A 10437-nucleotide genomic window follows, 5' to 3' on the forward strand; every position below is an offset into this window, starting at 1 on the left:
GCTGAAAATGATTGAGGTCGACTCGGAAGGCGGCCATGAGGGTGGTGGTGAATATGCCTCCATCACGTACGCCATTGCGCCTGAAGGCTCACTCGCCAGCGAAGGCCGTGTAGAAGGGGCCCTCGCGTATATCCACTTTACTGGATTCTACAGCTCGCACGACGGCACTGAATGGGATGTACAACCACAGGTGGTTGTACCCGTTGATGTGATGGTCGTGCAGTATGAGACTGTCAGCAACTAAGTACGCGGGAATACGGCATTAGTTGTCAAATAAGAAGGGGGTCACAATGACCCCCTCATTTTGTCCTGAAAAACGTGAAAATAAAGGTGTACAAGAATTTAGGTTGATGGTATAATAGTTTCATACCAACCACCTAAGAGTGCAAAATGACCAAACCAAAATTCAACCCGTCGATCCAGCAGAAAGCCTTCTTTGACTGGATTCTGCATGGTAATGGTTCGGCAGTTCTTCAGGCAGTCGCAGGTGCAGGTAAGACGACTACCCTGATCGAAGGTCTCAAGTTGATGAAAGGTTCGAAGTTCTTCGGTGCCTTTAACAAGAAAATCGCTGACGAGATCGCAGCAAAGGCCGGCATGATGGTAGGTCTGGTGGTTTCGACAATGCACGCTGCTGGTTTTGCAGCATGGAAGAAGGTCGCCAAACCTCGTGTTGATGGCGACAAGTGCCGGAACCTCTTCCGCGAAATGACGATGCGTCAATTCGAGTACGGAATCCTCGAAGGCCCGGTACTTCAACTGGTTTCGCTCGCTAAGCAATCCGCGGTTGGCATCCTAGAGGATAAACCGGTCGATGGCAACAGCCCCTGGATGGACATTATCAACCACTTCAACATCGAGTGCTTCGATGAACAACGCGGCCAAGACAACACGAACACCATCATCATGTTGGCACGGAAGCTCTTCATCAAGTCGTACGAGCTGAACACGAAAGTTGTCGACTTCGACGACATGATCTTCGCACCTCTCTTCCACGGCGTCAGCTTCGACAAGTATGACTGGGTCCTAATCGACGAAGCACAAGACACCAACGCAACCCGTCGTCTCCTCGCTCTCACGATGATGAAGCCTACTTCGCGCCTGGTTGCAGTCGGTGACAAACACCAAGCGATCTACGGTTTTACCGGTGCTGATGCAGATGCACTGGACCTGATCGCTGAAGCGACGAACGCAACTCAGCTTCCTCTCACCGTGACTTACCGCTGCCCGAAATCGGTGGTTGCATACGCACAACAGTGGGTTAACCACATCCAAGCACATGAAACTGCGCCTGAAGGTTCAGTTCGCCAAGCACCGATCGACACCCTGCATGCAGAGGTCAAGGTAGGTGATGCGATTCTCTGCCGGTTCAACGCGCCGCTGATCAAGAACGTGTATGCCCTGATTGCCAAGGGCATCCCAGCACGGGTCGAAGGCCGCGAGATCGGTGCTGGCCTCAAGGCCCTGGCGAATCGCTGGAAGGTCAAGACGATCGATGCACTGATGGAGAAGCTGGAAGAGTTCAAGGAACGCGAAGTGCAGAAGTTCATGGAGATGGAAAAGCCAAAGCGCGCTGAAGACGTCACTGACAAGGTTGAGTGCCTCCGGGTCATCATCAACCGGGTCCTCGAAAAAGGCACCATCACCCAACCACCGCAGCGCGCAGTATGTGAAGAGATCGACGCCATCTTCGGTGGCGATGAGAACAAGCCGGTAGTTCTCCTCTCCTCGATTCACAAGTCGAAAGGCCGTGAATGGCCAAAGGTGGTATGGCTGCAAACCGGTCCTAGCGGCTTCGCAAAAATGGCCTGGGAAGTTGAACAGGAAAACAACCTCTGCTACGTTGCAACTACCCGCACGATGGCAGAACTGGTCGTGATGACCATCGAAAAGAAGTAATCTACACAACACTACTAGGGGCTTCGGCCCCGTCCTTAAAGGAGATTGAAATGGCAAAGGCCCGTTTGGAACTGAGCGACACCACTACTACCATGTTGGTTAAGATGTCTGGCGGAAACACTGACGTCATCACCGTCCTCGCAGACATGTTGCGCAAAGGCGGCAACATAGACCCTGATGACTTCATGGGTGGCATGGGCAGCGTCCTTTTCCTCGACACCCTTGGCATATACGGAGAAAAAATATGGATGCTACACAACGATATCTGCGACCAGGACATGGTGCAGACGATCGGTCTCCTCCGTGCCTGCCAGCTTGGCTTTCTGCCACAGAGGGAATTGATCTCGGCCATTAACCACCCAAGTGGTTATGGTAAGATGGATCAGGCGCGCATTGACAGCTTGATGAAGCAGGTCCGCGAGCGTCTTCCACAGTTCCGCAAGTAATCACAACCCGCATGCTATCTGAAAAACACCCAGGATTGAAGGGTTACGTCGAACCGATGTCGCCTTTTTTCTTTGAACCTCCAGTTGCAATAGGTAATGCACTCATTCGGCCCGGCGTGCAGATGGGTGCTCACACCTACATCAATAGTGGTCGCATTGAAAGCGGTGTCTACATCGGGCGGTACTGCTCAATTGGTAACAACGTCTCCATTGGCACCGGTCATCATGACATGAACCTTCTGTCAACGTCATCGTGGTTCGAATCTGATGCACCACCTTCTCTCAAGCGAGTGGATGGTAAGCAGGTGCTGGTCCGCATCTTGAATGACGTATGGATCGGTGATAAAGTGATCATTATGAATGGCGTAACGGTCGGCAATGGCGCAGTCATTGGCGCTGGGGCGATTGTGACGAAGGATGTACCCCATTATGCAGTCGTGGCCGGTGTCCCTGCGAAGGTTATGAAGCACCGCTTTACGCCCGAGATCATTGAGCGACTTCTTCAGTTGAAGTGGTGGGAGCTGAATGATGAAATTTTGAAGCAGCACCGGCTTCTCAACATATACGACTCGCTAGAGTTCCTTGAGTCAATCAAGGATGGACCACGCACCACTCAACCTACAGCGATAGTTCGGGTCTAACCTAAAAAGTCACCTTGGGGAAAGCGTAAATATTGTACAATTGGAACATCATTGTCCAATAAGGAACGCTCATGTACCTCCATTCAATTTCTGCCATCGTTGACAACATCTTTGACCATCACCTCGACGAAGAAGACATTCTTGCACTCAAGACAACGGCAGCCTCTGAGCTGCCTCGGTTCCACCTCAACTGGGGAATGTGGATTCGTAACACCTACAAACTGTGGGCTCCCGACCACCCGTTGACTGTCAAGTGGCACCAGTTCCCTGACCAGCGGAACATCGTGGATGGAATCGACATGAGCGCAAATCACCCAGATGCCATCTCCATGCGAGTCATGGAAGGCGTTCACAAAAAGGCAAACTCATGATCAATCTATTTAAAAAGGGCGATGCCGTCCAACTACGCAGTGGCGGCCCGCTGATGACTGTAAGCAATGAAGATGCGGATGGCTTCGTCCATGTGATTTACTATAACGGTATGTCTGGCAAGATCGAGCAATTCTTCACGACTCAGGAGTCACTAAAGTCTGCAAATACCACTCCTGAAGTTCCATTAACCAACCGTCCACGTTCGAGCATGTCATGACAAAAACACGTAAAATCTCAGCAAAAGAAAAAGCAGAAATTCTTGAGAACTTTTTCTTTCGTTTACATTTCCACCGCTATGTGAGCATGAATGACAAGAAAATTCTTGCCATGCTCGCGCTTTCTGATGCGTACGTGGAAGCCCACAACAACCGTGCTGGTGAGATCAGCGATGAACAGGTTCAGATGAACATTGTTGCCGCACTTGAAAAGATGAAGGACCTGCCATGAGCACCGCGCGCAATGACATTACAGGTTCGTTGATGCAGACCAAACCTGCAAGTGACGCGTACCGTGATAACTACGATGCTATCTTTGGGAAACCTCGTGTCGTACATGCCAAGAATCCTGAAGGATGTGAGACAACTGAAGAAGTTCTTCAAGCCGCTAACGACAGCGCACAAAACTCCTGAAGGAGAGCAACTTCATCGCCCCTATGCAAATAAGTGAACACGTTGGGGTCGAATATGTTATAATGAACCTATGAACTACGACCCCAACAAATACAAATACGAAATTGTTCCCGCGCCCGCGGGGCAACCAGGCGTGCAAATCCTGCTTACTCGACTTGAAACCGGTGTTGTGAGAGTCTTCCCTTCCGCTGTTCATGGTGTCGACAGCATTGGTTTACACAATCACATGCAATCACTGACTGATGAGCTTATGCTTGACTTCTTCGAGAAGGGCAAGAAGAAGAAAAAGGATAAGAAAGGAGAACCATCATGAACGCCTTCTCAACCCCTGAACGCACGGCTGCCTTCATGCAGCATCTCGATGACAACTCAGAAAAAATCACGGCGCTTCGAAAGACTATGAAGCATCCTGGCCATACGATGGCTGAACGAATCATCGCCTTCGCGGAGCTGTATGAGCTGATTCACGGTGATCCACACGCACAACGACGGCTCGTTATTGAGCTGAAGATCGAAGCACAAAAAGAAACCCATCAATTCCAAGGACGCTGAATGCCTACGGTCAACATCAATGGAGCTTACATCTCCGGTAGTAATATTTTCATCCGTGGCAACAAGATCATGGTGGACGGACAGGATCACACGCCCGATGCGAAAATCATCAACATCGAAGTGCACGGCAATATTCAAGCATTGAACGTAGACGCGTGCGAGAAGGTAACTGTTCACGGCAGCGCTGGATCGGTCATCACCATATCGGGCGACGTCGTGATCGGCGGCAACGTAACAGGCGGGGTGAGAACGGTGTCAGGCGACGTCAACTGTGGTGACGTCCATGGTGACATCGACACAGTGTCAGGTGATGTGATTCGCGAATGATTCACACCGTAGGAGCCGTTGTAAAAGTTCAGACCACGACTCGGTTATCTGCGTAAAGGATGATTCGCCCTTTAAAAGGAGCAAGACATGAAACAAGGACGCCCCGCGCTGCATGCTGGTGAAAATACTGGTATCCGTTTGTACAAAATGCATACACACTCCTCAAAGTTTGTGTGCTTTGACTGCCGCGTCTGCTTTCACAAGTGGTCTTCCTGGAGGTCCGACCTGGACAAGCTGCATGCATGCTTGAATTGCAAGAAGGACATGCTGTACGCAGGATCGGCATTCCGTGCTCCACCTCGTCGTGACGTGAAGGAATGGGCAAAGCTCGAGGTTTATATCCGCGCTGGCAACCGCTTCCACTACTACGGCATGAACGGCATCATCGCGCCGCTCACGAAGTCCGAGGTCGAGCTGAAGGTAAAGTGGAAAAAAAGGCGGGTGTTGCCCAATCAAAACGACATCGCAAGGACTCCATACATCTCACGTGGGCCGGGTGCAGGTAAGCGAGTTCGAGTCAAGCATTGGAATGCGCCTCACGTGTATCGGCCTGAGCAAGAGTAATAATAAACCCTCTGGCGACGTTCGCCACCAATAATAGAAAGCCACCATCGTATAGTGGATAATACGCAGGTCTCCTATACCTGAGACGCTGGTTCGATTCCAGCTGGTGGTACCAAATAGAGAACGCAGATGATCGATCGCAAGCTAATTGACGCGTATCAGTGGGTTGTTGACGCGTCCCAAAAGAAACCAGGCTGGTGGGCTGAGCAGGTGATGATCGGCACCACAGTGATTGACATCATGCTCCGTGTGACAGGTTGGAACAGCGGCTGGGACGCCGTGCTTCTGTTAATGACGCTGATGTTTGGCACCATTTTAATCGCGTTAGCCCGTAATGAGGCCATGCTGGAGACCCTCGGTTCATCGACGACATGGATACGGCCATTTTTTCTAGGTGTGAATGCATTTCAGCTCACGCATCTGATAATGGCACCAACGAGCAGGGCAGCGCTCCAACTCGTATCAGGTTTGTTGTTTATGTCATTTTACTACTTTGCCGCCTGTGAAAATCCTAGGCCGAAGAAACGCAAGGAAAAGCTGGTCTTGAATCACGTTTAAGGAAACATCTCATGAGCGCACTTTGGGAAATTTTGGTTCCAACTGAAAAACGTTTGGAACCTGGAAAATATTACCGCACGAAGTACCACAAAGTCTGGGACGAAAAGGTCCGTGGTATCTCGGGTGGTCTCACTATCATGCAACCGGCCAAGGGCCATTGGGTCTCTCCAACCGGCGAAACGTTTGTTGAACGCATGATTCCTGTACGCATCATCGCAACACGTCAACAGATCGAGCAGATCATTGACATGACGATGAACTACTACGATCAACTTGCTGTTCTGTGCTATCGCTTGAGCGATGAGGTGATTCTAAAGCATAGGGAAGTGAAATGAAGAAATGCCCGCACTGTGGCTATAAACGAGGCCACTACTCAATGATCGAGTACAAGACGATCGAGAATCAACCAGCACGAGAGAAGTATTGGTTCTGCCATTCGTGCGCGAAGCTCGTGTACGAGACAGGCAAGGAATTTGAAGAGGACCCTGTTTAAGTTCCTCTTCACCCTATCAGCGCTTGTTCACTTCAGGCAACGCATGCGATCGAACAAGGTGACCTTGAATGAGCTGCATTGAGATTTGGTCACCAATCACCGAGACCGAAAGATCGCCGCTTGGTTGATCTTTTGGGTCTACTCCTAAAATCTTCTCTCCAATCTTCTTTAAGAAATCAAAGAACGCATTGCGGTCCTTTTCTGGAAGATGGCTCATGTCACGCTTTTCAATGAACACGACCGCAGCTGTTGAGACGGGTCCCCAGTCGCGGTCACACTCTCTTGCCACCGTGTCAATCACAAATTGCATCACATCGTAGCTTCTCTTCTGTCCACGGTGCCTCGGCGCAATTGTGATGCTCTTTAGTGCAATCGTGCGGCGTTCAACTCCATCAGCGATGAATTGAAAGGCAGAGAATTCTGCCGTACCGATTTTACGCCGTCCATCAATAAGCTCAATGTTCCAATATCTACAACGGTTATCAAGTGCGTCCAGCTTCTCTTGTGCGAAGTTGAAGTCAAGGTTCACTTGAAATCCATCTTTCTCTGTAACAGGAGAGATGATGACATCAACACCATCTGAATCAGCGATCAATGTCATTTTGCCTCCAGGTACGAAAGCCAGCGACGACGTGAAGAGCTGGCATAGATGTTTAGGCCAGAACGATTACCATTAACGAAGAAGCTTTTATTCCCCATAATCAACTGCAACTTTCGCAAACAGTCAGTAACTGATTGGGGGTCACCATATGTTGGATATGCCCAAGAAATTTCCTTTGATACAAGCATTGGTGTTCCTGCAAGCGTACAATCAGCGGCGACAATGTTGAATGTTTCAGAAATTGAAACTTGCAAAAGAACGTCAATTTCCTGAAGACTCTTGAGGAAGGTTTCGCGGTCTTCCCAATTATGAACCACGAGCTCCGCACCAGCTGCATCTAAAAGCTTTTTCACATTTTGCGCGGGTGGGCCACCTGCCTGGTCAATTCTACCATTAGTGTGAAACCGAAGATTTTTTCCAATTGACTCAGCATAACGCAGAGCAATGAACGCCTGTTGAAGGTGGTTCTTTAGTGGGCGATAGGCACCAAAACATGCAATGTCAATAAAACCTTTTGAATTTAGTTCTGTTTTTTCAGCTTGGTTGACTTTAACTGGGTACGAAGCAAAATTTGTTGGGTAGCAGTTAGGAAGATACTGAACAAGTTTTTCAGCTTGAGTTCCCCCAACTGTTTTTGTGGCCAACCACTTAATTTGCTCAAGCGCGCGCGGGGCATTTGGGCAAATATAGACGCCCTGTTTCAAATATTGAGGAATCCAATCCATTGCGATACCCTCAGTTGCAATGAATGGAATCTCTGAGTGGATCCTAATATGCCATTTCACATTTTTGTGGCGTGGAATTGCCATTAGCTCCTCGAATTTTGATGGAACAACCCAAAGCCCTTCAAGGAAGACATGAGTTGGTTTGTATTCTGTTACAACACGGTCAATATCGTTATTATCAACAACTAATTCTAGCTTGCACTCACGTTTGCCAGCTTCAAGTTCGTCTACTACGAACTTGGAAGAATTATACATACCAGTTGCTACTTGGTATGAAGAAGAGTAGCTTGGGTCTTGTGTGTAATCATGACGACGTTTTAGAATAAACAGCGAACGAGACATATTGGTTTCTCCAGTTAGTAATAGCTTATTTATCCTGAAATAAAATACAACCGCCCTCATATGTGTATTACAATGTTGATTCGAACTTTAACTTTTTGGGGTTATTATGGAATTTTTAGGTTTTGCACTTAGCGTTTGGGCAGCCTTAATCTTGGGCGTGTTTATCATTGCCATGATCATCGGTGTCACCTTCGACCGTCATGGTGCGGAATCACCAAAGTGGTGGATCTTCGTCATTGGCTTGATTACCTTTGCCGTGTGGTACTGGAAGAACTCACCAAATGGGTTCGAATGGCACGGCATCGTCACCGCCTTCATGTCGATCCTTGTACCTGTGCTGATCTACCTGGCCATCGGCTTGGCGTACTCGGTCCTAGAGTTCATGCTTGAGGTGCGCCGTTCGGCCCGCAAGTGGGCGGACCTCTGGAAATCCTATAAGGCGAGCCATCGTGACGACTTTACCAAGTCACCGGAAACCGCAGCCAACTCGTTCGTCTCGCACAACTCCCGCAGTTATGACCGCCTGATCGTTGTTGACCGCAACCCAGACGAAAAGAGCGCCAACTACGTTGTGCCGCGCGTGAACCGTGGTCGCCTGGCCAGCTTCATCGGCGCCTGGACCTTCTTCTGGCCGTTTTATGCGATCAGCCTGATCATTGGTGATCTGTTCGCAGAAATCTTCCGCATCATCGCAAACTTCTTCGTGCACATGTCTGGCCGCTTCGTTCGTGTGATGTTCAAGGACGTCTTCAACTAATCACTACATCTAATGGGCCGACACAGTGTCGGCCCATTTTATTGAAAGATCCAAATGCAAAACGCACTCAAGACCCTGAGCCCAAACCTGGAAGGCCGTGACTTCGTCATCGGTGACCTGCATGGCGCCTACCCAGCCCTCCTCAATCTCTTCAAGGGAATTAACTTCGATCCAGAGAAAGACCGCTTGATGTCGGTCACAGATCTCGTCGACCGTGGGCCTGATTCCCTCAGCTGTCTGCGCCTGCTTCGTGAAAAATTTTTCCATGGTGCTATCGCGAATCATGAGCAGATGATGTACGAGGCCTTTCACGGCGGGTATATGGGTAACTTCTGGCTCAGAAACGGTGGGTCATGGGGCGCACCCGCTCTACAGGCCTTCAAGGCAAGGGCGCGAGACTCAAGCTTCATTGTTGACGATGAGCACGCCGAGATCATCGACCTTGTGGACATGATCGGTGAACTGCCCTTCATGATCACCGTCAACCATAAGAATGGAAAGAAGTTCCACATCCTGCACGCTGAAATTCCATCGCACCTCGCTGGCCGGGTTACGGACAAGGATCTAGAAGATGATACGATTGTCCGAGAGCTAGCAACAACTGAAGCGCCTGACGGTGGCGACTCGTTTGTCTGGGGTCGGCGTATCTTCCTTCCGTTCTATGGAATTCCACTGACTAAGGAGAAGGTTGTCAAGGACTTAAAGCATCGAAAGATTCTCAATTGCTTCAATGACGAGCGCTCAATGGTAATCTCCGGTCACACGATCATGACGCAGCCATTGACGATCGTTGGTCAGACAAACATCGACACATGTGCCCAGGCCTCATGTCGCAACCCTGCCGTTGAGCCATGGGCAGCCCTCACTTGCATTGAACTTGACACGTGGACGTTCTACCAGGCAACACCTACTTCCTTTAAGGTTGTAGAACCGCTTACGGTAAATAAGGAAGACCTTATCTAAAGGCAATATATGAGCATTCTGCTTACCATTCCAGTTTCTGCTGACCAAGAGGATGCAATCTTCAGCCATGTCTTTGAGGGCAAAGAGCTCGGGATGGTTACTGACGAAAAGGCATGGATGCTCGCTCATGCGCGTAAGGCCCACCCAGGGTGTAAGATTTTAGGTGCAGACCTGAACATTGCCACGCTGGAGTGGGACCTCACCATTGATGAAAAATAGGTGTACAAAGACAGGGCGAGGGTATATAATAATCTTATGTTCAAGGAGTAATTCGAAATGGCCAACAAGAAAAAGAAGCCAAGTGATTTGACAGGATTTAAACCACGCAATCAGCACCTGAATGAGGTGCTACTTTCACGTCCTGCTGGTCGCATGAAAGACAAGGATAAAGAGCTGCGCTCCCGTGAGAAAGAGAAACTTCGCAACTGGAAGCAAGAGGAGGGGGGCAACGATGCGTGAACCGATAATGAAAACCAATAAAGCAGTTCTGACAGATGAGCAGATATTCGACGCAATGAAACCTGAACTCGACAAGGGAGATGGTGGCTACCTATGTGATATGTTTCCT

The 10437-nt window shown here is 49.4% G+C and carries 20 protein-coding genes and 1 tRNA gene; 19 read left to right on the plus strand and 2 right to left on the minus strand.

Annotated features, from left to right (window positions below; genetic code table 11):
- The 15 genes from ACKI4H_RS11415 to ACKI4H_RS11485 all read left to right on the plus strand — a co-directional run.
- The coding region (locus tag ACKI4H_RS11415; RefSeq protein ID WP_407305795.1) for a hypothetical protein at nt 1-244 on the plus strand (244 nt) is incomplete at its 5' end.
- Between the two features lie 146 nt (nt 245-390).
- Nucleotides 391-1899 carry a UvrD-helicase domain-containing protein gene (locus tag ACKI4H_RS11420; protein ID WP_407305797.1) on the plus strand — a complete coding sequence of 503 codons (1509 nt, stop codon included), beginning with the start codon at nt 391-393 and terminating at the stop codon, nt 1897-1899.
- A gap of 50 nt (nt 1900-1949) precedes the next feature.
- Nucleotides 1950-2345: a hypothetical protein gene (locus ACKI4H_RS11425; protein ID WP_407305799.1), complete on the plus strand. Its 396-nt coding sequence runs from the start codon at nt 1950-1952 to the stop codon at nt 2343-2345.
- Between the two features lie 305 nt (nt 2346-2650).
- Nucleotides 2651-2986: a CatB-related O-acetyltransferase gene (locus ACKI4H_RS11430; RefSeq protein ID WP_407305801.1), complete on the plus strand. Its 336-nt coding sequence runs from the start codon at nt 2651-2653 to the stop codon at nt 2984-2986.
- Between the two features lie 71 nt (nt 2987-3057).
- The gene (locus ACKI4H_RS11435; protein ID WP_407305803.1) at nt 3058-3357 is read left to right on the plus strand and encodes a hypothetical protein; all 300 of its coding nucleotides are present in this window, start codon (nt 3058-3060) and stop codon (nt 3355-3357) included.
- Entirely contained in the window at nt 3354-3575 is a 222-nt protein-coding gene (locus ACKI4H_RS11440) for a DUF2158 domain-containing protein (RefSeq protein WP_407305805.1), read from the plus strand. The genes ACKI4H_RS11435 and ACKI4H_RS11440 overlap by 4 nt, the downstream gene beginning before the upstream one ends.
- Nucleotides 3572-3805 (plus strand): hypothetical protein, encoded by a 234-nt coding sequence (locus ACKI4H_RS11445; RefSeq protein WP_407305807.1) that lies wholly within the window; start codon nt 3572-3574, stop codon nt 3803-3805. Before ACKI4H_RS11440 ends, ACKI4H_RS11445 begins: the two co-directional genes overlap by 4 nt.
- On the plus strand, nt 3802-3987 hold the full coding sequence (locus ACKI4H_RS11450) for a hypothetical protein (RefSeq protein ID WP_407305808.1): 186 nt from the start codon (nt 3802-3804) through the stop codon (nt 3985-3987). The genes ACKI4H_RS11445 and ACKI4H_RS11450 overlap by 4 nt, the downstream gene beginning before the upstream one ends.
- 70 nt (nt 3988-4057) lie before the next feature.
- Nucleotides 4058-4300: a hypothetical protein gene (locus tag ACKI4H_RS11455; protein WP_407305810.1), complete on the plus strand. Its 243-nt coding sequence runs from the start codon at nt 4058-4060 to the stop codon at nt 4298-4300.
- Nucleotides 4297-4539, plus strand: a complete 243-nt coding sequence (locus ACKI4H_RS11460) for a hypothetical protein (RefSeq protein ID WP_407305812.1) — start codon at nt 4297-4299, stop codon at nt 4537-4539. Before ACKI4H_RS11455 ends, ACKI4H_RS11460 begins: the two co-directional genes overlap by 4 nt.
- Nucleotides 4540-4866, plus strand: a complete 327-nt coding sequence (locus ACKI4H_RS11465; RefSeq protein ID WP_407305814.1) for a hypothetical protein — start codon at nt 4540-4542, stop codon at nt 4864-4866.
- Nucleotides 4867-4953: 87 nt separating this feature from the next.
- A complete protein-coding gene (locus tag ACKI4H_RS11470; RefSeq protein ID WP_407305816.1) occupies nt 4954-5430 on the plus strand; it encodes a hypothetical protein in 477 nt (158 codons plus the stop codon).
- A gap of 40 nt (nt 5431-5470) precedes the next feature.
- Nucleotides 5471-5545: transfer RNA gene (locus ACKI4H_RS11475), tRNA-Arg, on the plus strand.
- A gap of 14 nt (nt 5546-5559) precedes the next feature.
- Nucleotides 5560-5988 (plus strand): hypothetical protein, encoded by a 429-nt coding sequence (locus ACKI4H_RS11480; RefSeq protein WP_407305818.1) that lies wholly within the window; start codon nt 5560-5562, stop codon nt 5986-5988.
- Nucleotides 5989-5999: 11 nt separating this feature from the next.
- A complete protein-coding gene (locus ACKI4H_RS11485; protein WP_407305820.1) occupies nt 6000-6323 on the plus strand; it encodes a hypothetical protein in 324 nt (107 codons plus the stop codon).
- A 174-nt stretch (nt 6324-6497) separates the two neighbouring features.
- On the opposite strand, the gene ACKI4H_RS11490 is transcribed toward ACKI4H_RS11485, so the two are convergent.
- The gene (locus tag ACKI4H_RS11490) at nt 6498-7082 is read right to left on the minus strand and encodes a hypothetical protein (protein ID WP_407305822.1); all 585 of its coding nucleotides are present in this window, start codon (nt 7080-7082) and stop codon (nt 6498-6500) included.
- Entirely contained in the window at nt 7079-8149 is a 1071-nt protein-coding gene (locus ACKI4H_RS11495) for a hypothetical protein (RefSeq protein WP_407305824.1), read from the minus strand. The genes ACKI4H_RS11490 and ACKI4H_RS11495 overlap by 4 nt, the downstream gene beginning before the upstream one ends.
- A gap of 106 nt (nt 8150-8255) precedes the next feature.
- Between ACKI4H_RS11495 and ACKI4H_RS11500 the strand changes: the two genes are divergently transcribed.
- The 4 genes from ACKI4H_RS11500 to ACKI4H_RS11515 are packed head-to-tail and all read left to right on the plus strand — an operon-like array spanning nt 8256 to nt 10328.
- Nucleotides 8256-8906: a hypothetical protein gene (locus ACKI4H_RS11500; protein ID WP_407305826.1), complete on the plus strand. Its 651-nt coding sequence runs from the start codon at nt 8256-8258 to the stop codon at nt 8904-8906.
- A 54-nt stretch (nt 8907-8960) separates the two neighbouring features.
- Nucleotides 8961-9869, plus strand: a complete 909-nt coding sequence (locus ACKI4H_RS11505) for a metallophosphoesterase (RefSeq protein ID WP_407305828.1) — start codon at nt 8961-8963, stop codon at nt 9867-9869.
- Nucleotides 9870-9878: 9 nt separating this feature from the next.
- Nucleotides 9879-10088, plus strand: coding sequence for a hypothetical protein (locus tag ACKI4H_RS11510; RefSeq protein WP_407305830.1), 210 nt, complete (start codon nt 9879-9881; stop codon nt 10086-10088).
- Nucleotides 10089-10145: 57 nt separating this feature from the next.
- Entirely contained in the window at nt 10146-10328 is a 183-nt protein-coding gene (locus ACKI4H_RS11515; RefSeq protein WP_407305832.1) for a hypothetical protein, read from the plus strand.
- Nucleotides 10329-10437: the final 109 nt, after the last annotated feature.

This window comes from Acinetobacter sp. (genome assembly GCF_045628685.1).
Lineage (GTDB): Bacteria > Pseudomonadota > Gammaproteobacteria > Pseudomonadales > Moraxellaceae > Acinetobacter.

Excerpts from the sequence above, each read along its gene's own strand:
- ACKI4H_RS11420 (WP_407305797.1), top strand. The coding sequence starts at position 391 with ATGACCAAACCAAAATTCAACCCGTCGATCCAGCAGAAAGCCTTCTTT.
- ACKI4H_RS11425 (WP_407305799.1), top strand. The coding sequence starts at position 1,950 with ATGGCAAAGGCCCGTTTGGAACTGAGCGACACCACTACTACCATGTTG.
- ACKI4H_RS11435 (WP_407305803.1), top strand. The coding sequence starts at position 3,058 with ATGTACCTCCATTCAATTTCTGCCATCGTTGACAACATCTTTGACCAT.
- ACKI4H_RS11440 (WP_407305805.1), top strand. The coding sequence starts at position 3,354 with ATGATCAATCTATTTAAAAAGGGCGATGCCGTCCAACTACGCAGTGGC.
- ACKI4H_RS11445 (WP_407305807.1), top strand. The coding sequence starts at position 3,572 with ATGACAAAAACACGTAAAATCTCAGCAAAAGAAAAAGCAGAAATTCTT.
- ACKI4H_RS11450 (WP_407305808.1), top strand. The coding sequence starts at position 3,802 with ATGAGCACCGCGCGCAATGACATTACAGGTTCGTTGATGCAGACCAAA.
- ACKI4H_RS11455 (WP_407305810.1), top strand. The coding sequence starts at position 4,058 with ATGAACTACGACCCCAACAAATACAAATACGAAATTGTTCCCGCGCCC.
- ACKI4H_RS11460 (WP_407305812.1), top strand. The coding sequence starts at position 4,297 with ATGAACGCCTTCTCAACCCCTGAACGCACGGCTGCCTTCATGCAGCAT.
- ACKI4H_RS11465 (WP_407305814.1), top strand. The coding sequence starts at position 4,540 with ATGCCTACGGTCAACATCAATGGAGCTTACATCTCCGGTAGTAATATT.
- ACKI4H_RS11470 (WP_407305816.1), top strand. The coding sequence starts at position 4,954 with ATGAAACAAGGACGCCCCGCGCTGCATGCTGGTGAAAATACTGGTATC.
- ACKI4H_RS11480 (WP_407305818.1), top strand. The coding sequence starts at position 5,560 with ATGATCGATCGCAAGCTAATTGACGCGTATCAGTGGGTTGTTGACGCG.
- ACKI4H_RS11485 (WP_407305820.1), top strand. The coding sequence starts at position 6,000 with ATGAGCGCACTTTGGGAAATTTTGGTTCCAACTGAAAAACGTTTGGAA.
- ACKI4H_RS11490 (WP_407305822.1), bottom strand. The coding sequence starts at position 7,082 with ATGACATTGATCGCTGATTCAGATGGTGTTGATGTCATCATCTCTCCT.
- ACKI4H_RS11495 (WP_407305824.1), bottom strand. The coding sequence starts at position 8,149 with ATGTCTCGTTCGCTGTTTATTCTAAAACGTCGTCATGATTACACACAA.
- ACKI4H_RS11500 (WP_407305826.1), top strand. The coding sequence starts at position 8,256 with ATGGAATTTTTAGGTTTTGCACTTAGCGTTTGGGCAGCCTTAATCTTG.
- ACKI4H_RS11505 (WP_407305828.1), top strand. The coding sequence starts at position 8,961 with ATGCAAAACGCACTCAAGACCCTGAGCCCAAACCTGGAAGGCCGTGAC.
- ACKI4H_RS11510 (WP_407305830.1), top strand. The coding sequence starts at position 9,879 with ATGAGCATTCTGCTTACCATTCCAGTTTCTGCTGACCAAGAGGATGCA.
- ACKI4H_RS11515 (WP_407305832.1), top strand. The coding sequence starts at position 10,146 with ATGGCCAACAAGAAAAAGAAGCCAAGTGATTTGACAGGATTTAAACCA.